This is a genomic window from Actinokineospora sp. UTMC 2448 (assembly GCF_024760565.1).
In the GTDB taxonomy this organism is placed as follows: domain Bacteria; phylum Actinomycetota; class Actinomycetes; order Mycobacteriales; family Pseudonocardiaceae; genus Actinokineospora; species Actinokineospora fastidiosa.
Genome location: NZ_CP031087.1, coordinates 4,731,321 through 4,751,566, shown reverse-complemented (window position 1 = coordinate 4,751,566; position 20,246 = coordinate 4,731,321). Strand labels below are relative to the sequence as shown.

The 20,246-nt window shown below is 67.6% G+C and carries 14 protein-coding genes, 1 pseudogene and 1 CRISPR repeat array; of the genes and pseudogenes, 2 read left to right on the top strand and 13 right to left on the bottom strand.

Annotated features, from left to right (window positions below):
- Positions 1–232: 232 nt before the first annotated feature.
- From Actkin_RS21625 to Actkin_RS21580, 10 genes are all read right to left on the bottom strand, one after another.
- A complete protein-coding gene (locus Actkin_RS21625; protein ID WP_258904032.1) occupies positions 233–1,201 on the bottom strand; it encodes an S-4TM family putative pore-forming effector in 969 nt (322 codons plus the stop codon).
- Positions 1,198–2,064, bottom strand: a complete 867-nt coding sequence (locus tag Actkin_RS21620; protein ID WP_258904031.1) for a CBASS oligonucleotide cyclase — start codon at positions 2,062–2,064, stop codon at positions 1,198–1,200. Before Actkin_RS21620 ends, Actkin_RS21625 begins: the two co-directional genes overlap by 4 nt.
- A gap of 22 nt (positions 2,065–2,086) precedes the next feature.
- Positions 2,087–2,590: a hypothetical protein gene (locus Actkin_RS21615; RefSeq protein WP_258904030.1), complete on the bottom strand. Its 504-nt coding sequence runs from the start codon at positions 2,588–2,590 to the stop codon at positions 2,087–2,089.
- Positions 2,587–3,033, bottom strand: a complete 447-nt coding sequence (locus tag Actkin_RS21610) for a CBASS system Cap8 protein (protein ID WP_258904028.1) — start codon at positions 3,031–3,033, stop codon at positions 2,587–2,589. The genes Actkin_RS21615 and Actkin_RS21610 overlap by 4 nt, the downstream gene beginning before the upstream one ends.
- Before the next feature lie 19 nt (positions 3,034–3,052).
- The gene (locus tag Actkin_RS21605) at positions 3,053–3,958 is read right to left on the bottom strand and encodes an AAA family ATPase (RefSeq protein WP_258904026.1); all 906 of its coding nucleotides are present in this window, start codon (positions 3,956–3,958) and stop codon (positions 3,053–3,055) included.
- 163 nt (positions 3,959–4,121) lie between these two features.
- The gene (locus Actkin_RS21600; RefSeq protein WP_258904024.1) at positions 4,122–4,319 is read right to left on the bottom strand and encodes a hypothetical protein; all 198 of its coding nucleotides are present in this window, start codon (positions 4,317–4,319) and stop codon (positions 4,122–4,124) included.
- A 101-nt stretch (positions 4,320–4,420) separates the two neighbouring features.
- On the bottom strand, positions 4,421–5,410 hold the full coding sequence (locus tag Actkin_RS21595) for an ImmA/IrrE family metallo-endopeptidase (RefSeq protein ID WP_258904023.1): 990 nt from the start codon (positions 5,408–5,410) through the stop codon (positions 4,421–4,423).
- A gap of 44 nt (positions 5,411–5,454) precedes the next feature.
- Positions 5,455–6,414, bottom strand: coding sequence for a hypothetical protein (locus Actkin_RS21590; RefSeq protein WP_258904022.1), 960 nt, complete (start codon positions 6,412–6,414; stop codon positions 5,455–5,457).
- A 94-nt stretch (positions 6,415–6,508) separates the two neighbouring features.
- On the bottom strand, positions 6,509–7,432 hold the full coding sequence (locus Actkin_RS21585) for a hypothetical protein (protein WP_258904021.1): 924 nt from the start codon (positions 7,430–7,432) through the stop codon (positions 6,509–6,511).
- A gap of 129 nt (positions 7,433–7,561) precedes the next feature.
- Complete coding sequence (locus Actkin_RS21580; RefSeq protein WP_258904020.1) at positions 7,562–9,202, bottom strand: recombinase family protein; 1,641 nt, start codon at positions 9,200–9,202, stop codon at positions 7,562–7,564.
- A gap of 38 nt (positions 9,203–9,240) precedes the next feature.
- Positions 9,241–11,096: direct repeats of the CRISPR family, unit length 28 nt; unit sequence GGACCAGCCCCGCGTGCGCGGGGACGAC.
- 1,379 nt (positions 11,097–12,475) lie between these two features.
- On the opposite strand from Actkin_RS21580, the gene Actkin_RS21575 reads away from it, so the two are divergent.
- Together Actkin_RS21575 and Actkin_RS21570 are read left to right on the top strand one after the other, a co-directional pair.
- Positions 12,476–12,667 (top strand): hypothetical protein, encoded by a 192-nt coding sequence (locus Actkin_RS21575; RefSeq protein WP_258904019.1) that lies wholly within the window; start codon positions 12,476–12,478, stop codon positions 12,665–12,667.
- 1,258 nt (positions 12,668–13,925) lie between these two features.
- Positions 13,926–14,188, top strand: a pseudogene (locus Actkin_RS21570) (RNA-binding S4 domain-containing protein).
- A 66-nt stretch (positions 14,189–14,254) separates the two neighbouring features.
- On the opposite strand, the gene Actkin_RS21565 reads toward Actkin_RS21570, so the two are convergent.
- The 3 genes from Actkin_RS21565 to Actkin_RS21555 all read right to left on the bottom strand — a co-directional run bounded on the left by Actkin_RS21565 (position 14,255) and on the right by Actkin_RS21555 (position 18,920).
- Entirely contained in the window at positions 14,255–14,674 is a 420-nt protein-coding gene (locus Actkin_RS21565; protein ID WP_258904018.1) for an NsdA family TPR-like regulatory protein, read from the bottom strand.
- A 1,112-nt stretch (positions 14,675–15,786) separates the two neighbouring features.
- The gene (locus Actkin_RS21560; protein ID WP_258904017.1) at positions 15,787–15,972 is read right to left on the bottom strand and encodes a hypothetical protein; all 186 of its coding nucleotides are present in this window, start codon (positions 15,970–15,972) and stop codon (positions 15,787–15,789) included.
- Positions 15,973–15,998: 26 nt separating this feature from the next.
- Positions 15,999–18,920 carry an RHS repeat-associated core domain-containing protein gene (locus Actkin_RS21555; protein ID WP_258904016.1) on the bottom strand — a complete coding sequence of 974 codons (2,922 nt, stop codon included), beginning with the start codon at positions 18,918–18,920 and terminating at the stop codon, positions 15,999–16,001.
- Positions 18,921–20,246: the final 1,326 nt, after the last annotated feature.

Below are 20,246 nucleotides of genomic sequence, written 5' to 3'. Positions count from 1 at the left end.
GACGCGTGTGCGGCTTACGGACCATTTACACGGCTTGGCGGGATGACCGCCAGTCGCGACGGTCGGCTGGCGGTCCTGGCCGGGGTGGCTGGTACACGCATGAGACTTCCAGCCTCGCCTCCACTGTCGCACTAACCTCGCTGGCCGCGGGAGGCAGAGGTTAAGGACACCGCTGACCATCCCTTCTTTCGGGCTAGCGCGCTGTGCGAACTTGACAGATGCGCTCAGTGCGTTATTTGGATGAGGGTGACTCTCGGGCAAGACGGACGCGGTGGCCTTCTGCGGTGTCGCCGAAGTCGCGTTCGTCGTCGTCGCGGAAGCGTTTGTAGAACCATTCGGGTACTCGGGCCGGGTCCAGGCGGGTGCGGAGGACGCCGTCCTGGACATCGCGGGCCACGTTGCGTAGGCGGTGCCATTCCAGGTCGGGTACTGGACCGGGGCGTCCGTTGTTCAGTTCGGTGTTGACGATCTTGGCGAGTCGTTCGCGTTCGTCGGCCACCTTGCTTTGGCTGGACCAGATCTCGTAGGCGATCTGGTAGGCGGCCAGGGACGGGACGAAGAAACTGAGGAGGGTGTCGAGCAGTGTCGCGTTCGCGACCGCGAGACCGACGACCAAGCCGATAGCGGTCCACAGGAATGCGGCGGCGGCGATGAGGTGGCTGTAGCGGCGGCGCAGGCGGGCGTCCCAGGAGAGGTTCTGTTCCTGGGCGATGAAGACGTCGTAGGGGTGGTGGACGTCGTGGGTGGGGTCGTACCAGCCGTCGGTGATGCGCTTGTCCTTCGCGCTGCCTCGGGGGAGTTTGTGTGCGAGGCGGCGGACGTCTGGTTCGGGTATCGGGTCACCGGCGACGGTGGTGCGCCAGGGCATGTGGAACAGGGCGGTGTCGAACATCTCCTGGAGCAGGGCGCCTTGGCGGGCGGTGTTTCCGATCAGGCCCTTGAGCAGGAAGGCGGAGATGACGAACCAGAAGAAGCCGACGATCGAGACCACGGTCCGGCCGTGCCCGATCAGCGTGATCAGGACACCGGCGGCGGCGAGCGCGACGGCAGCGTCGACGCGGATGGCCTCGAAGAGCTGGCCACGTTGGTGGCTTGCTGCGGCGGCGCGCTGCAGGAGCAGCATGTCCTCGTCGAGCTGTCGTTTGTGGATGGCCCGGGGCGGTATCCCACGAACACCGGCGGGGTCAGTGGAGAGGTTCATGGCTTGGTCATCCGGTTGCCGAAGAGCTTCTTCCACTCGTCGTAGGCGGCGCGGTCTTGGCCGTCGTCCTCCAGATCGACCGCCCGCTCGGCGATGGCGCGGGCCTGGTTGAGCGCGTTGGCCGCGGCGAGTTTCTGGGTGGCGTTCATGACGGCGTTGACGTCGCCGCCGAGACCGGCGGGGTCGGGCCACTCGTCACCGATGCGTTCGGCGGCGGTGGCCAGGAACAGCACGATCTCGTCCTGATAGCGACCGATCGGCGGCTTCACCAGGGACTGGGCCATGACCTCCAGCAGGAAGGAGGGCGAGACGGGTTCGCCGAGCTCGCGGTTGACGCCCTTGATCATCTTGACGAAGGGCACGTACTTGCCGTCGCAGTCGGCGTTCTTGGCGATGCTTAGCTCGTGGTGGCGCTTGGGGTTGGTCGCGAGCCAGTCACCCGCCGACGGGTTGGGGATGTAGTAGCCGCCGTCCTCTCGCTTGAAGGCGGGGACCACGTCGATGGACATGACGTCGTCCTCGGCGCCGTAGGAGATGACGACCGCCATGCCGTCGCGGGCGGCGGTGCTCGACTTCTGTCGGAGCAGGGTCTCCAGGGCGTTGATGACCTGGATGGGGGCTTGGTCGTGGAAGCCGGCCTGTTCGCCGTCGGCGTCGAGGACGACGAAGATGTCGATGTCCTTGAGCTTCTTGGTCTTGGTGTCGCGCCGGTAGCTGCCGGTGAGGAAGTCGTCGGCGAGGTCCCAGCGCGACTTGACGAAGTCGCGGATGGCCTCGTGCCGCGCCTTGGCCAGGTTCTGCTCGGTCTGGGTGATCTCCAGGTTGTGCTTGAGCTTGGCGAAGGCGTCGTCGATGTATCCCATAGCGGTATTCCTGCTCGTGGTCTCAGTTGTGGTAGTACCGCATGCCGGTCGAGGCGTGCGGGGCGGAGCCGAGGGTGCCGAAGGTGATGCCGCGCAGGCCGCCGATACTCGCTCGCTGGCCGGGACCCCAGCCTGGCTGCGGAGTGCGCGGCCCGTTGAAGGTGCAGAACAACTTGTAGGTGGTGCCCGCGGGCACCCGGTCGAGCTTGGCCCGGAACCGGGCGAGCCGGGCGCGGGAGGCGGTGAACTCGGCATTGCCGTCGCCGGAGGCGGTGTAGGACACCGGGAACTCGATCACCGGCATCACGGCGCCCGAGGGCTGATGGCACTCAAGGACGACCGTGTCCAGGGAGCCCTCCTCGATCCACGCCTTGATCGCGTTCTCGTTCTGCACCCAGTCGCGGTCCAGTCGGTCCGTGTTGATCTCGAGGTCGGCGAGGATGTCGCTGATCGCGCCGAGGATGATGTCGGTCAGGTGCGTAGCAGTGTGGGTCCGGGTGTGGCCGTGGGTATAGGTCGAGGTCATCGCTGGGTCACCGCCCGGCGGAGGGCCTCACGGTCGATCAGCGGACCCGAGCTGGCGGCCTTCGTCCCCGCAGCGGGCGGGGCGGCGTCCGACAGCCGAGGGTGCCCGTCCACCGCGGCCTTCACCTGCTCCTGAAGCGGGGCGGACGACGGGAGGTAGACCGTGAAATCGTCGGCGCCCGCCGCGCCGGGGACGGGGTTGAGGTTCTCCTCCAGCGTCAGCGCCGCCGTGCCGGACACTGTGGTGATCTCGCAGTGCACCTTGCCAGCCACCAGGGTGATCGGGTGCTTGTGCAGGTGTCCTCCCGCGACTAGCATCCGCCCGGCCGCCTCGGCGGCCGACATCGCCTGCACCGCCTCGTCGCGCGACAGCGCGGAGGACTGCGCCACGGTGTCCGCCACGAGGTCCGCGATCACCGCCCAGGTCGCGCTGGCGCTGCGCACGGGCGAGGCTGCCACCTCCCTAGTGCGCCGCACGGGACACCTCCGGCTGGCTCGTCTCCGCGACGGCGTTGCGCACTGCGGCGGCCAGGTCGTCCTCGGTGAGGCTGCCGGGGTCGAGCACCGTGTCCAGCCGCTGAGCCAAGGCTTCGAAGACCACCTTGCGCGCGCGGCGGCCGTCCAACCCGTCCGCCGCCTCGGCGATGCGCTCCATCGCCGAGGAGCGCGCCAGCTCACGCAGGGGCGGGTACTTGTCGGCGAGCGTGAGCAGCGTGGAGGCCAGGATCTCTCGCAGCGCCTTCGGCTCGGGGAGCGGGACGAGGATGGCGGCGTCGGAGCGGGACAGGAACGCCTCGTCCAGGGCGGTGGTGAAGTTGCTGGTCGCGACGAAGAACAGGTGCGGGTGCTCAGCGGCGTTGAGGTCCAGCGCCGTGAGCACCGCGTCGGTGGCGCGGTGGACATCGGCCGGGTTGGCGGCCAATGACGCCGCCGAGCGGGCGACCGCCATCGACTCGACCTCGTCCAGGATCACCACCGTCGGCACCCCATCCGACGCCAGCCCCGGCACATACTCACCGAGCAACTCGCTGACCCGCTGCTGCGACTGCCCATGCTCGGCACTCATCAGACCGTGCGGGTTGATCTCGATCCGCCGCACCTCGCCGCCGGGAACGAAGCCCGCGACCTGCGCCGGCAGGCCACGCGCCAGGGTCGTCTTGCCGGTGCCGGGCGGCCCGTAGAGCGTGCACAGCCCGTGCAACGCCGTCACCGCGAACGACAGGTCAGGCCGGACGAGCAGCGACAACAAGGTCTGGTTGCGCAGCCGCTCCTTGATCGTCTCGGGTACCACGATGGCGTCCCACAGCGCGGCCTCCGCCGAGTCGGCGGTGACCACCTCCTCGGACAGCACGCACTCCTGAACCTTCATATTCTCAACCCACTCCCGTACCTACGATGTGCGTCTGTCGCCGGACCTCTAGTGCCGGACACGCTTACTCGGGTCGCGCGCCAGTTCATCGTGCATGGCCACACCCGAGTTATTGATTGCTGGTAAGTGGGCCGAGCGACCCACCTCCCAGCTTGAGCCACCATCAGCGGTTCTCGGTGACAGTGGTCTTTGGGTGCCGGGTCGCGGTCGCCGGGGCGACGTAGCGCCCGGTGATCGCGCTGCGGTGCGCGGTGGCGGTGCCGCGGTTGCCGGAGGGCGACGTGCTCACCGAGGTGCGCGGGTGACGCGCGACGGCGGCGTTGCTGATGTAGCGGCCGGTGATGGCGCTGCGGTTGGCCATGATGACCTCCTTGGTTCGGCCAGCTCCGGGATGGAACTGGCTTCACCTAGGTCTGACGTCACACCGCGGCATCTGTCCGGTGGCCCAGCCGAACGGTGGGATCAGGCGCAGTCGTTGCAGACGGTCTCGCCGGGTCGGAACCTGCTCGGGGCTAGGCGGAGGTGGCACTGAGGGCACTGTCTTTCCTTACGGGCTTTGGCCACGTCACATCCGCAGTGTCCGTTTCGACATCGTGGCTCCGAGCAGCCTTCGCACGTCTCATCGCTCTGGAAGTCGTTGCAGATCTCGCAGATCTGCCACTTCCGGCTTTGAGAACCGCCAGTGTACGCACGAGGAACAGCCAACTGTTTCCATGGAACTATGTCGCGCGCCGCGATCGCGATCAGGTAGCGCTGGTCCAGCCAGACGGCCTGTCCATACAGCGTCTCGCTCAGGGTGCCGTTGCCGTAGCGGAGGTGCGTGTCGTCTCTGGTGACGTGTCCTTCCTGGCTTTCCAGTGCCGCCGCGATCAAGGGGGTTCCCGACTGGTCCGACCCGCGAGCGGGTGGGATGTAGCTGTGCGAAGCGGCGAACTGGACGACGCCGTCGGCATCGAGCAAGTACACGACACCGGCTCCCTGAAGGTGCCGCGCGGCCCACACGCAGCAGGCTTCGCGAGATGCCGAGGAGCGCTCGAAGAGGTCGGCCACATCGTGGGCGACCGGACCGTTCGGTCCGATTGTGGGCCTCAACTCGTCGTTAGGGAGCAAGATCTCGGCCGCGAACGCGTCGCACGCTTCCTCCTCCAACGTCTCAGAGTCGTGTGGGCAGATCTCGAAGAGCCGGGCGCCGAGCGTGATGTCGGTCTTCTGGAGATGGTGCCCCAGTTCGTGGAGGCCGGTGAACCCGTTCCGCCTCTGGGATGCAGCTACTGTGATGCGCAGGGTCGGTGGCGTGTGAAGGTAGCTGCCCGCGACCGAGCAGCGGTCGTAGCCAGCGGGCTCGTCGACATAGACGACGGCGAGGTCGTCCCAGCCCTCCAGTTCGACGAGAGGGTCAACTCGGAGTCGTTCCACAACACCGGGTCGTCTCCGCTCCAGCGCGTCGATCATTGCGATGGCTTGGCTGCGGGCTTCATTCGGGTACTTCCCGCGCGTCATTGTTCCTCCGACCGCGAACCGAGAAGGTACTGCTCGATCCTCCTCGACCAATCCGGAGGTCCCGAACCCGTTTGGCGGGCGGCCATCGCCAGGACGCCATACGCTCCCGCCTCGCGGGCAGCAGCCTCGTCGGTGTTGTCTCGTGCGGCATGTTCTCGCCATACCGCGCGGAACCGCGGATGTTGTACCTTCGCGACGAGGTCGGCGGGAAGCGGCCGAACGGCCTGGGATACCAGTTCATGGTCGACACCAGTGGACTCCGAGACCGCGAGAGCTTGCGCGGGAGTCATCGGCTTGTAGCCGCGCACGATGTCCATCACCTCGGCCTGGGTGAGGCCCAGCGGTATCAAGGCCGTCATCAGGCCCTCGAAGTTGAACTTGTCCGCGAGCACGTTCACCAAGCTGGGGGTCGACCGTCCTTCCGACTCGATCGGGAGGGCGGGGCTCGCCCGCAGAGCGTCGAGGTCGTCGAGGATCTCAGCTCTGACCGTGGCGGCCTGGTCGAACTCCGACAGGATGGGAGTTCCGCGACGTGATCGCGGTGGCAGGCCCGCGTCCGCTTCGAGGCGCTGGTCTGCGGCGTTCACGAGCTCGTCCGCCCATTGGTCGAGGACTGCGTCGAGCACCCGAACGGGCAACTCGGCCTGCAGCCCTCGCCACACGGTCACCGGGACACCGAACGCGGTACCCCTGGGTTCCAGGACGAGGCAGTGCTCGTCCTCGGCGGGCGGGTCCAGCGTCACCGGCGCCATGGTGACGTCGAAGTCGCCGACGTCGAGCAACAGCACCAGCAGGGACACGTCGTCCCACGACGCTCTCCACACCTGGCCCCGCTGGACCTGCACGGAGCGTGGTTCACCGAAACGTGCCTCGCGGCCAGCTTCGGTCAAGACATCCGGAACGCGAGCCTGGCTCGCGAGTTCGAGAAGGCGGTCGGCGACGGACGGATCGTTCACGATGTCCTCCCGATGCTGTCGACCTCATGAGTCGTCACCCAGGTCTGACGTCGCAACGAGCGAACCGTCCGGTCGTGCGCGAGGTGAGCAGGAGTCAGCGACACAGCTCGATCACCTCCAAGACGATCCGCTGAGCATTCGGCCCGGTGCCCGCCAGTTCGACCAACTTCGTCCTCGTGCGCTCGATCATCTGATACGCCCGGGACCGCCCGAGGCCCAGCCTTTCCCGTACTGCCGCGACATCGTCCAGAACAGGGACGATCGTCCTCTCGTCCGCGGACAATCGCGCGTGCACCGCGACCGCGGCACACCCCGTGTCGAGTTCGGTGTCGGCCGCGATCACGAGATCCTCAGCAGTCGGTTCCGGGGACGGCAACTCGGCGGTCTCGGCGACGTCGGCCGCCGAGACCACGATCGGATCCAGGGCTGCGGGGAAGCGCTGCGTGAAGACGAAGACCAACTGCGCCAACTCCAGACTTCCCTCCGCCTTGGTCAACACAGCCCGCGTGATCGCCACCAGGGAGGCGTGATCCGCCAGGGGCGGACGCCGGGAATCACTCGTCCACTTCGGCACTCGAACATCAGACACACCCCGAGCAGCTTTCACCAGCGGTTCGAGGTCACCCCCGAACGGGGCACCATCCGTCCCGGCGAGCCTCCACCGACCCGCGCCAGGCTCATCGTCCGAGACCTGCTCGAACGCATCATCCTTCAAGATCTTCTCGATCGAGCGCCGAAGGGCGCCGCCCCCGGTCTTCCGAGCCTGATCGATCAACCAATGGCGGATCGACTTCCGCAACAGCCTGCCGAAGCTCGCCTCATCCCTTGCCTGCGCCATCAACATGGCCGTGACGCTCGGGAGCCGGTCGACGAAGAAGCCCTGCACCACATCATCCAACTCGTGCCCGGCCAACACCGGCATCCTGGCCAGTTCCTCCCTGGCCAACTTCTGCGTCAGCGCGACTCCAACAGGCCCAAAATGCCCACGAACCTGCAACTCCTCGAACGCGGAGATCACCGCCTCCTCTCACCGGGACCCCCGACCAGAGCAACCGTTATACACCCATAACAGCCGACTACCACGAGCGAAGCGAGCCACCGAGAGCGATTGGAAACCCCAACTGACTCGTCCCGTTACCGGCCAGCCTCAGCGAGCGCTCAGTCGTTCCCGACAGATGCTCGACGGTTTCGCCCACTCCGGGAGACCGGATTGCGACCTCCCTTGTACCGGGGTGTCCCAAACTCGATCACGCAGACCTAGATCAACCCACGTGAGGCGCCCTCCTAGCAGGCCCCGGTGGGATGCCGCCAGCCAGGCCCCGGCAGCAACGCCAGCGAGGTAGCCCTCATACCGCGCCAGAAGACCGCCTCCTGGCTGGCGCGAGACGCGGCTCCAGCGGATAAAGGGCTGACATACAACTGAGGGTTGGAGGTCGCGATGGCCTGAATTGAGCGAACAGGTGTTCGAGCATCGGCGGGTGCGGCACGGCGACTCTGCCGGTAGGTGTACCCACCAGCGGTCGGCAGGTCCAGCGGCGCCGATGTGCCCGCGCGCGTTTCTTCCCGGAATCTGATCGACGTTGGTGCACGCGCAGGTCACGGCCGGTTGGGCGGGCCCTTTCAAAACCCGTCCAGTGTGCGTTCGAATCGCACCGGGGGCACCAGTGGCAATCACACCGGGGCTGACCTGCGGGTCTGTAGCGTGGTTCGCGCGCGCGGAGGGTTCGTCAGGGGCTGGTGCTGCTCGGGCGGCGGTGGTGATCGCGTCGAGGTTGTCGCCGGGCAGGGTGATGTCGATGTGGGCGTGGTCTGTGGTGTGGTCGATCGTGATGGTGAGTTTGGTGAGGGTGTAGAGGCGTGTCTGGAGTTCGTGGGGGAGGCGGTGGAGGTTGAGGGTGAGGTGGGGTAGTGCGTCGAGTGGTGCGAGGTCCTGGCGGGTGATGGCGCCGGTGGTTTGGGTTTGGTGATCGAGGTCGTCGATGTGTGTCAGGACGTGGTGGTGTTCGGTGACGAGGGTGTTGTAGCGGTGGCGTAGTGCTTGGGTGAAGGAGTCGTCGGGGTCGGCGTTTTCGGCTTGTTTGAGTAGGTTGTTCTGTTTGCGGACGAGTTCCAGGGCGCGCTTCTGCAGGCGTGTGCGGCGGTCGGCCAGGTCGAGTTGGCGTTGTCGGTCGACCTGGGGGATGCGGGCGAGCAGTGTCTCGACGCGGTGTGGGTTGAACAGGCATTCGTTGAAGACGGTGGTAAGTGCGGTGAGGATGGCGTCTTCGCGGATGTAGACGGTCTTGGGGTGGTCGGTGAACCTGTCCATGCGGCCGCGGTTGTTGTTCTGGGGCCAGCAGCGGTAGTAGGTGTGGCCGCGGTGGCGGTGTCCGAGCATGCGGCGGCCGCAGCGGCAGAGGACGCGGCCGCGGAGCAGGTAGGAGCGTGTGGTGTTGGGGTGTCGGTTGGGTTCGTGGCCGTCGCGGGATCCGCGTTTGGCGAGTCGTAGGATGGTGAGTTCGTCGTACATCCACTTGGGGATGAGTGGTTCGTGGGCGGGTTCGGGCGACCACACCCACATCTCGGGCGGGTTGTGGACGCCGGTGCCGCCGCGGCTGCGGCGGGCGCGGCGGTTGTAGACCTGGTAGCCGGTGTATTTGGGGTTCTTGAGGATGTCGCCGACGGCGGATTTGGACCATGCTCCCCGTGCCCGTCGCCCGCCGGGTGGTTGCGGTGGGGGACGGGCCTGCAGGTCGGTGTTGAGGCGTTCGGCGATGGTGTCGACCCGAGTTGCTCGTGGTAGCGCCACTTCGCGATCAGGGTGACGGTGGCCGCGCGGTCGCCGTCGGGTTCCAGGCGCAGGCGCGGGGACGACTTGTACGCCTTGCCCACGATCAGGTCGGTCAAGGGACCAGCCCCGCAGGCGCGGGACGACCAGCTGGCCGAGCATCTGCTCGCCGCCATCCGCGGACCAGCCCCGCAGGCGCGGGGACGACCGGTTGAGGGTCTGTCGTAGACGGTGACCGTGTGGACCAGCCCCGCGTGCGCGGGGACGACCCGATGTCCGGGATCACCGGCATGGGCATCACCGGACCAGCCCCGCGTGCGCGGGGACGACTGACGTTTGGCCCGAGCCGCAACCTCGACCGGCGGACCAGCCCCGCGTGCGCGGGGACGACCGCGCCATCGGCACGAACCTGCGGTCGCAGATGGGACCAGCCCCGCGTGCGCGGGGACGACGTGTGGGTGCCCGGGATCGGCGTCAGCGGCGGGGGACCAGCCCCGCGTGCGCGGGGACGACTACGGCATCTACCCGGAGGTCTTCAACCAGGACGGACCAGCCCCGCGTGCGCGGGGACGACTGGAAGCTGAACGCCCGTCGGCCGCCCCGGAACGGACCAGCCCCGCGTGCGCGGGGACGACAGACCGGGGTCGCCCCGGTCAGCGCGACCGAGGACCAGCCCCGCGTGCGCGGGGACGACCAACGCCCAGCATCCCAGCACCGCGGCGAGGGCGGACCAGCCCCGCGTGCGCGGGGACGACCCGATCAGGCCGCAGCGGCACTCGCTTGAGTCCGGACCAGCCCCGCGTGCGCGGGGACGACACCCCCACCATCACCGGCAACCTCGCCGCCGAGGGACCAGCCCCGCGTGCGCGGGGACGACAACGACGCCGCCCACCGCGCCTACGCCGTGTCCGGACCAGCCCCGCGTGCGCGGGGACGACGGGGACGGCCATGGCCGATCAGTCCTCCTGGTGGGACCAGCCCCGCGTGCGCGGGGACGACCTCTTCGGCGGCGGCCTGGGCGCTCGCGGCCTGGGACCAGGCCCGCGTGCGCGGGGACGACGCTGACGCCCTCACCGCCCATCTGCGTGAACCCGGACCAGCCCCGCGTGCGCGGGGACGACCTCCCACTTCGGTGGTCGAGCGCGAGGGGCGGCGGACCAGCCCCGCGTGCGCGGGGACGACACCATCGACCCGACCGAGGTCGACACCACCGACGGACCAGCCCCGCGTGCGCGGGGACGACACCATCGACCCGACCGAGGTCGACACCACCGACGGACCAGCCCCGCGTGCGCGGGGACGACCTCCGGAGCGCGTCCAGGGTGGCGGGCCTGGGCGGACCAGCCCCGCGTGCGCGGGGACGACGAGAACAAGGTGCTGGCCGGTCGGGTCGCTGAGGGACCAGCCCCGCGTGCGCGGGGACGACATCGCCCTGCTCCTGGCCACCCACCCGGACCTAGGACCAGCCCCGCGTGCGCGGGGACGACACTCGCTGGCCGCGGGCCACCTCACGCTGGTGCCGGACCAGCCCCGCGTGCGCGGGGACGACTCGGGCAGCGGTGCGACCGGCGGCTCCTTCACCGGACCAGCCCCGCGTGCGCGGGGACGACTGCCGGTGCCCGGCTTGAACTGGAGCAGCGCGAGGACCAGCCCCGCGTGCGCGGGGACGACGTGACCAGGTACTCCGTCGCTCGCTGCGTCCACGGACCAGCCCCGCGTGCGCGGGGACGACACCAGGGCGATCCCGACGATCCCCATTGCGACCGGACCAGCCCCGCGTGCGCGGGGACGACACGGTCGGCGGTTCCGGCACGCACACGCTGGAGGGACCAGCCCCGCGTGCGCGGGGACGACCACCCTCCAGATCAGCGGCCAGGAGCTCGAGGCGGACCAGCCCCGCGTGCGCGGGGACGACACTTACTGACCAGCGACGATAGTAGCTGTAGGGCCGTTTCTCATTCACTTTGGTTGGCCAGGATTTTGCCGTCGGTGGTCTGGCGCGGCAGACCAGGAACGGGCTACTGCAGCTGCTGGTCTGAGGGTGTTTTCTCCATCGTGGCGAAGGCGCTCCGGTTGATGTCCACAGGTGTTTGAACGGGCCAGTCGTCCGGTCGCGAGCTGTTTGACGTCTACGGCTTTTGGTGGCCGCAGGCGCCAGCGCCCTGGCGGATGGCGCGGAGCTGGCCGTCGTCGGCGTCAACGCCGCGCTGCTGGCCAGCACACCGTCGATGAGACAGGCGAGTCCCGCGGTGTCGGGCGTGCCTCCCGGGGTGCGTCGGCGGATGCTCCCAGTGGTTTCGGCTTCGCTCTGTCGGAGGCTAGCCGCGATCCCAGGTCGCGAAGAGAATGAACGCTGATCGAAGCCACTGCTGAATGGAGCGCTCGTGCGCGCGCCTCGAGGAAGACCTGCTGAGACCGGCTCGACCCAGCCGATTGATGGCCGTCGTTTCAAGCGGGAGGACTGGGTAGCGTTCATCCTGATGGCTGTGCTCTTCGCCATTCCGGTGGTCGGCGTCGTGCACGGAGGCGCTCCCGCTGCGCCTGCGGACGACTCGCGTTCGATTCCAGTGATGAAGCAGTCGGAAGCAGGGCCTTCGTCCTTGTCCCGGAGTGGAGACACCCGACGGGAATCGATACTTCCGAGGTTCGACACTTCCTGGCACTCCTGGCCACAGCTGATGCACCAGACCCCGAACTCGTTGGGATGGACCTCTCACGTGTCCGGGCGGTTCGGCAGATAGGTGACGGGCAGACGGTCGATCAGTGAGTGGTCCTCTACGGCCAGCGCAGGTCGCGCCGCCCACGAGGGGGCAGGCAGACCAGGCCCAGGCTGCCGTCGGGCGCGGAGTGGCCCTGCTGCCCGGCGCGTTCAGCGCGAGTTCGGCCCACACCGTCTTGCGGTCGTCGTGGCTGTCGACGCCCACCGTGAGACGAGCCGGTCTACCAGGATAAGTCCGCGTCCGCCGACGTGGTGGGGGTCCGGACCCTCGACTCGCGCTGCGATGTGTGTCCTCGATCTCGATTCGCCGGCTTCGGCCGTGGCGGAGTCGGAAGCTGCGGGAGCGTGGCCATGGTGCAGCGCGTTGGTCACCAACTCGTCGGCCACCACCACCGCGTCGACCGCGACGCCGAACCGGCCCGACAACATCTCTCGGATCCGGTTCTGAACGGTGCTGGTCGGTGTGCCGTCCAGCGCGCTGCTGGTACCGGTTGGCTCGAATGCTGCTTAGTTGCGCCAGCATTGCTACGCCATTGTCAGGTCGAGGTTGACACGGCGAATTCTGCCGTCCAGAGGTGCCCGCCGTTGGCGACCCGAAACCCCGCCCACTGCGACAGCGGCTGGCCAAGGGCTCCGACCGGTTACGGGCGCTGACTCAAGCGCCGCCGTGGCTGCGTGTGGACGTCGTCGACGGGCAGACCGTGGCCCTCCACGACGGCGGTGTCCTGGTCATCAGCGACCGCCGCTGCGAGGCCATGATCCGCTAAATCCAAGTGTTCGACACCAGCACCGTGGCCGACCTGCTCGACGTCGCCTCCCGTGTCTAGTATCTCCCGACACCGATCCTGAACGGCTGCTGTGCTTGGCCGACCGCTCCGGCATCGACACCGACCTGCGCCCACCTCGACGCGGCCTCGAGCGTTGACCTCCGCCCCGGTCGAGAAGGTGCGGCCACCAGCCTCCCCGCTACGGCGGACTCCTAAGTTCCGTGCGCGAGGATGCCCAGCGCGAACTTCTGCAGCGACAGCACCCCGTTGGGACCGTCATCGGGCAGGTGACCCGGTAGGTAGTGATGCACCACCTCGTAGTCACGAGGTCAGGCCTGCACGCGGTGACCGTTGCGGGTCCGGTCGAACTACCCGTCTATGCGACCGTGCGGGCTTAATCCTTACTGCGACATTCGCGTGCACTTGGCGATCTGTGCTGTTGGGGAGCGGTTCGAAGGCGGCACGCTTCTGCTGGACGACAAGGGGGAAGGGTATGGCGCACACATTCGATGAGCCTGAGCCGGATCGTCACGCGGAGAACTCGGAGGGGCAGCCCGTCCGGGACGAGGACCGCGGGCGTGTCGAGCGTGAGCAAGCGGAGCGACTCCGAGCCGAGATAGCCCGACTCCGAGCCGAGGCAGAACGTCACGAACTTCAGAAACTTCGCGAGCTGGTGGTGCGGAAAGGCCCAATGTTGTGGGACCGTCAACCGCCGCGCGCCGAGCACCATGACTGGATGCTCGCGGCCGAAGTGCCCATCAGCGTCAGCCGCGAGCTGGGGCGTTGGTCAGTCATCACGAACAGCGCCAGACACATGTCTGGCAGTATGTGGTGGCTGGCCCTCATCGTGCCCGCCGGGGTTTTGCTGGTGGCTCTTTCGCTTCCCGGATGGTGGTTGGTCCTCGTCGTGCCTGCCGTGGCCTTGGCGAGCTGGCTTACGTTCTGGATACTCGCCGGAATCTTCGGAGGTGGCGGGCATCTGCTCCGGAAAGCTCTGCACGCAGGCGAAGCCGAGCGCGAGAGGGTTCTGCACGGACACGCTTCCCGACTGCACCGGGCTGGTCTCCATCGTCCGCTGCGATGGTGGCGTTTGCGATGCCAGCTGTGCTTCGGGCAACCCTGGGACTACCGTCGCAACCGCCCCATCCGCCCCTGACAAACGACACAGGTGACGGCTGGGGCAAGGTGTCGCGAGCAGGCGCAGCGGGAGACCGTTCAGCGGTTGACGTACGAGCTGACCGCAACTCGCTGCGCGGGCATGGACGCGCAGCTCGAGGTGAAGCGCAGATTCGGTCGGGTGTCGTCGAGGATTGTGGATGTGGCTGTGGTCGGGTTTCCGATCCGGTTGGGGCAGTTCTTGAAGTTGGCTGGGCTTGTCGAGCATGGGCTGGTGCTCGGGAGCTGGTTGAGACCGATCAGGTGCTGGTGAACGGGGAGGTGGAGGGCAGGCGGGGAGCGCAACTCCGACCGGGTGATGTGGTCACCGTCGAGGGGCGGCGCGTGCGGGCGGTGACGGCGTAGGCGCGTTGGCCGCAAGGGCCAGTAAGGCACGTGCCTTGCCGTCGTCATTGATGTCACTCCGCCAGGTCAAAGAAGCCCTGCATCCGCGGAGTGGCTTGGCCGCCTACGCCTGGGATAGGCGCTGTCGGCCATGTCGATCGCGTCGTCGTGGAAGCCGCCGAGGCTGCATTGCAGAGCCATGCAGATCAGCACGTAGCCACCGAACGGGACATCGCCTGCAGCGCGGGCCTGTCGCAGCGCCTGGATGTAGTGCCGCTGGGCGTTGGCGTGGTCGCCGTTGTCGAACGCGGTCCATCCGGCGAGCCGGGCGAGCTGCGCCGTGGCGGTGAACAACCGGCGCCCGACCGCGTCGCTGTAGGTGCCGTGCAACAGCGGGGCCGCCCGCTCCTTCAGGTAAACGGTGAGCTGCGAGCTTCGCCAGTTCCCGCCTCCGTACCGGGAGTCCCAGTGCCGGGCCTGCTCGGCTGTTTCCATCAGTTCGACCACATCTGCTTTTCCGATGCGCCGGAAGGCCGCGGGTGACCGCGAGGCCGCGCTGTCGTCAATGGGAAGTGCCAGCCAGCGACGGTCCGGGGTGTTGTAGTTGACGACGGCGACGCCGGGACCGCGGATGTCGCGGCGGTCGACCTGTCTCCAGAATCTGGTCGCGACTTGCGCGGCGGCGCCGAGCTCGCGGGGAAACTCCAGGCCGATGCCCGAGTCGACGCCGGGGTCGTGATCAAGGTCGATTTCGGTCAGGCTGACCGGCCGCCCGAGCCGTTATTCGAGCACTCGGGCGATGAGCGGGCGTACTGCCTGGGCCGGGCGCGTCCCCCTCTTCATCCAGTTCGTCCAACTTGTGTGGGTGTAGTGCGTCTCCAGACCGGCGGACTCGGCAAGCTGGTTGAGCCGGAAAGCCAACGACTTCTTCGCCGCACCAGACGCCTCGACCAGTCTGGTCAAGGCGAGATTGGGCCGCGGCGTGGCGCTCATCGACCGCGGTGGGCCGAGCGCCCCCGCCAGCACACCCACGCACCAAGATCCCTGACCTGGCGTCAACCATCGCGCGGATCCCCTCCTCGCCAAGGGATCGCCTGCCCAGCACGCCCGACCAGTGCGCCGTCCTCGAGCAGTCCACTGCACTATCGAGCCCCATCCCTAACGCGCCCGGTGCGCACCTACCGCCGCACCCACCGTCCGTCCTCGGCCGACGCAGGGACACCGGTGCACCGCTGTCCGGCGGCACCATCGCCTCCGACCCCGATCTCAGCGCCAAGACACCGGACGGTCGCTACCTCATCCCCGCGGACGCCCACCTCCACAGGGCCCACCCCGCCACGGTCGGCGTCGGTCTCATGCTCCGCCGCTCCTACAGCCTGCCGGGTTTCGATCAACGACCACTCGGCGCCACGTTGTTCGGCTAGTGCTGCGCCGCTGCACGTTGTTCGATGGGGGGCGACGCCGCGCGTGCGGTCGGCCGGGGCGCGGGTCGCGCCGATCGTCGGCCAGCTTCCCGAGGTGCGTGGCCGCTACCTGGCGGTGATGCCCATGCCGGACCAAACACCCGGGCCGTTCGCCTCTTGGTGTGGTGGTACCACCACACCAAGAGGCTAGGCCGGTTAGGTCTTTTTCATCCGGAGTACGAGCACGACCGCGATCGCGATCACCGGGATCATGGGCAGGTATCGGAGCCAGGTGTGGCCTGTTGACTCCTCCAGCAGTCCGCCGAGGACGCCAGCGGCGGCGGCGGCGGTGATGAGGCCGATGGTCGCGAGGATCTTGGCTCGCAGCGTCGGGCCGGTCATCCGCACCCTCCTTCCTGGTTCGTCTGTCATGTGGTGATCACGTAGGCGACGCCTGCGACGAAGCCCAGGCCGCCGCCGACAGCGGCGCCCACGCCAGCTCCGGCGGCACATCCGACAGGGCCGAACACGCAGGCCAGGATGCCGATACCGCCTCCTGCGGCAGCGCCGCTCCCGGCGAACCCGCTCACGATGCTCAGGTCCTTCTCGAAGTCGTCGGTGCTGTAGGCGCCGGTGGGGTCGGTGCGGTTGATCGGGTCGGCCTGGGCGTACGCGTAGAGGTTGCGCTCCTGGCCGGTGGGGTCGAGCGTGGTGAAGCGTCCCCATGCCGGGTTGTAGTAGCGGTGGCCGAAGTGGACAGTGCCGTTGCGCAGCGTGTGGCCGCCGAGGTAGCGGAAGGGGTTGGCCGTTGCAGTACCCGCGGCGGGGGAGGTGTCGCCGTAGGGGGTGTAGGTGTAGGTGGCGGCGAGGGTGCCGGTGGTGGCCAGCAGGGCCAGGACACTGCCCTGGTGGTCGGTGATCACGTTGTACCGGCTGCCGCCGATCTTCTCGGTGATGATGGTGCCGTCGGGATCGCGCGCGAGGCTGGTCCGGGTGCCGTTGTCGGTGAGGGTGGTGATCCCGAGCGTGGTGTGGGTCAGGACCCGCTGGTTGGTGGCGCCGCTGACAGTCTCGGTGATGGTGCGGGGTTGGGTGTGGTCGACGGTGTCGTACGTGGCGGTGAAGGTGGTGGCCCCGCTGGTCGTGCTGCGGAGCAGTTGGTTCGTGTCGGAGTAGGTGTGGGCGGTGCTCGGGCCGGTGCCGGTCAGGTTGCCCGCGGTGTCGTAGGTCAGGGCGGTGCTGCCCGCCGCGGTCAGTTGGTTGGCGGCGTTGATGGTGTGCGCGGTGCCTGCGAAGGAGGTGACGTTGTCGGCCTTGTCGACGGTGTAGGTCGCGCTTCCCGCCGCGGTGAGGTGGCGCTGGGTGTCATAGGTGTAGTTGGTGGTGGCGCCTGCGATGGTCTTGGACTGCAGTTGCGTGCGGTCGGCGCCGGTGCTGGTGGTGTAGCGGTAGGTGGCCTTGAGCAGTTCGGTGCCGCCGGTGTTCTTGACGGTGAGGGTGCTCAGGCGACCGGAGTCGTCGTAACCGTTGGTCTGGGTTCCCGCGCCGGGGAAGGTGGTGCTGGTGCGGCGGTCGGCATCGTCGTAGCCGAAGGTGGTGGACTGGCCGAAGGCGTCGGCGAGCGTCGTGAGCCGGTTCGCGGCGTCGTAGGTGTAGGTGTGGGTGCCCGCGGGGTCGGTCAGGCTGGTGAGGTTGCCTGCGTTGTCGTAGCCGTAGGACACCGTTTCGGTGCTACCTGCCTGGGTGCGCTCGACGGTGGTGGGCTGCGGGCCGGTCGGGTACGTGTCGTGGTCGAACGTGGTGGTGACCCCGCCGTGGTTGCGGCTGGTGATCGCGCCCACGGCGTCGTAGGTCATGGTCTGCAGGGTGGTGCCGCCGCTGGTGATGGAGACGACGCGGTCGAGCTTGTCGTAGGCGTAGTCCACTCGCTTGCCGGCACCGTCGGTGACGCTGGTGACGCGCGAGAGCGAGTCGTAGGTGTAGCGGGTCACGCCCAGCGGCGAAGGCGGTGTCACGCTGGTGAGGTTCCCGGCGTTGTCGTATCCGAACCGGGTGGTGTTGCCGTTGCCGTCCTTGATCGTCTCCAGCAGGTTCCTCGGCCCGGTGTAAGTGCGCACCTCCAGGTCCGCGGCCAACTGGGTGGAGCGGACCTTGGTGATGTTCCCGGCGCTGTCGTAGCTCAGGGTCTGCTCGTTGCCCGCGGGGTCCTTGACCGAGGTGGGCTGGTTCGGGTGCGCGGTGCTGATGTACCCGATGGTGGTGGTTGCGCCGGTGGGCAGCTTGGTGGAGATCAGGTTGTTGAGGCTGTCGTAGGTGCCGGTGGTGGAGTTGTTGAGACCGTCGGTGGTCGACTGGATGTCGCTGTTGGCCGTCCAGGTCTGGGACTGGGTGTGGCCGAGGGCGTCCTTGGCCGAGATCTGCCTGCCGAACTCGTCGAGGGTGTAGACCGTCTTGTGCCCGTTCGGGTCCGTCAGGGTGGTCTGGGTGTCGGAGTCGTAGGCGAACAGGGTCTGCACCGCGCCGGCCTGCCGCGGTGTCGTCACCGAGTTGACCCTGTTGTAGGCGTCGTAGCCGAACGACCAGGTGCGGCCTGCCTGGTCGGTCAACGAGGTCAGGTGGTACGGGCTCTGCGTCGAGTAGGTCAGGCGCACGGTCTTGCCGTCACGGTCGACGAACTCGGTCAGTTCACCGTTGCTGTTGAACGTGTAGCTCCCGGCGACGGTGCCCGACGGGTCGGTGATCCGGGTTATCCGCTTCCCAGCATCGCTGGTGAACGTGGTGACCCGGCCCTGGCTGTCGCTGATCGAGGCCAACGTGCCGTCGCTGTTGTAGTAGTAGGTCAGGGAGTTGCCGTTGCGGTCCATGCGGTTCAACGGCCACCCGTCGGCGTTGAACGACCACGTCTGCCCGGAATCGATGAACCGGGCGGTGTAGGAGCCGCCCGCGTTCTTCACCAGCGTCGCCCGCAGCCCGTGCGTCGCGGGCTCGTACCCGCCGCCGGGCTTCTCGTCGAACTGCACGCAGCCACCGCTGTCCGTCGGCATGATCACCACCCCGGTGCGGAAGTCCAGCCCCATGTCCGCGCCCGCGTTGACCGACCAACCGCTGCCGAACGCCTGGGTGCTGTAGGAGTGGCGCAGGTTCAGGTTGATCCCCGTGCCCCGCACCGTGAGGTCCCGGTGATCGACCCACAGGTTCCCGTCAGCCAGGTTCACCGCGAACTGCAGCCGGTCGCTGATCCGGAACCGCTCCATCGGGTAGTCCGGCAACGCGCCCCACGGCCACGTCGCGCAGGTCAGCGACATCGTTCCCGCGTCCGCGGACTGGGCATCGGCAGCAGAGGGCTTCACCAACCCCTTCGGCGGCGCACCCCCCACGACGGTCCGATTGGCAGGCCCCGGCTTCCACGCCGTCGGACTCGCACCCACCTCCTCCGCGGCCGCCACCGGCGAAACCACCACCGGCACCGCTGCCGCCAAGCTCACAGCCGTTGCGACCGACAAAACGCGCAGCATGACAACCCGCGACACACGACGTCGCATCACAAGCCTTTCCCCAGTTGCCGTTGCCCCCCGACAGGGCACCCCAGTACCCGGCACCCCTTGATCCCCCGTCGCCACGAGCACTCAAACCCCCAAGGGACCAAGATCACTCAGATGGCCTAACAGGGCTCTGGTGCGAATGAAGTCATCGCTTAAGGGAGTGCCTCTGGAGATTTCAGCACACTTGAGCGGACGTCAAGTGCGCTGAAGTACTGCGACGGAATCGAATCGAGAGAGTTGATCTATGTTTTCGCAGGTCAGCGCTTGATCGCGCCGCCGCTGGGGGTCAAGGGGTCGCAGGGTCAAATCCTGTCAGCCCGACGGACTGAAGAATGCCCGCTGGCTCGCTGGAATCACCAGGTCGGCGGGCGTTTGATCTTTATGGGGTGATCTTTAGTTGATCGTCGTTTGTGGACGGAAAGATCGTTGTACCGGCGGGTAAGGAGCGAAACAGGAGAAGTACGCTCCAAACCCCCTGTTGATTCCGTTATGGGGCGTCGTTGCTCTCCCCGATCGGGCGAACTTCGCCAACTGCTTTCAATGGGTCGCATCTGCACTGGCCAGGCCCATAGTGAAATCTGAATGGGTCGGTTGATGCGCGGTGAGGATGGTTCGTCGCGGGCGGCGATGGTTGGTGCCGGATGCCCTGTGCTTCCTCCGGTTGTGGTTGGTTCGCGTCGTCGACATGTGCCCCGGTGCCGCGGTTGCCGGCAGCGGACCACCCGCCTTTGACCCTCACACTGCCAGTTCGGACCCCCTATCACCCTGACCAGCAAACGGAGAACGCCGCGCGTCGCAGGACGTCGAACGAGACCGTTGGCTGTGGTTCACCGCAGTTGCGCCCGGTTCTGTAGGCGCGCGTGCTTTAGGCTCGCTCCACCTACCCCGGTGTGATCCGGATATGCACTCACCCCCACGTGCGCAGGTTCGAATCCCCGGCAGGGCATCACGCAGACCTTCAACCGTGCGAACCCGGATCGCCGATCAACTGGATATCCAGGAAACGTTCTCTTGGACGACCGGAGTCCGGGCTGAACCGACGGCGATGACCTTGGCGTAGATCTGGAGCAGAACAGTGATGGAGTGTCCTGCCCATTCGGCGACGTGGGCCGCGGGTACGCCGACGGCGAGCCA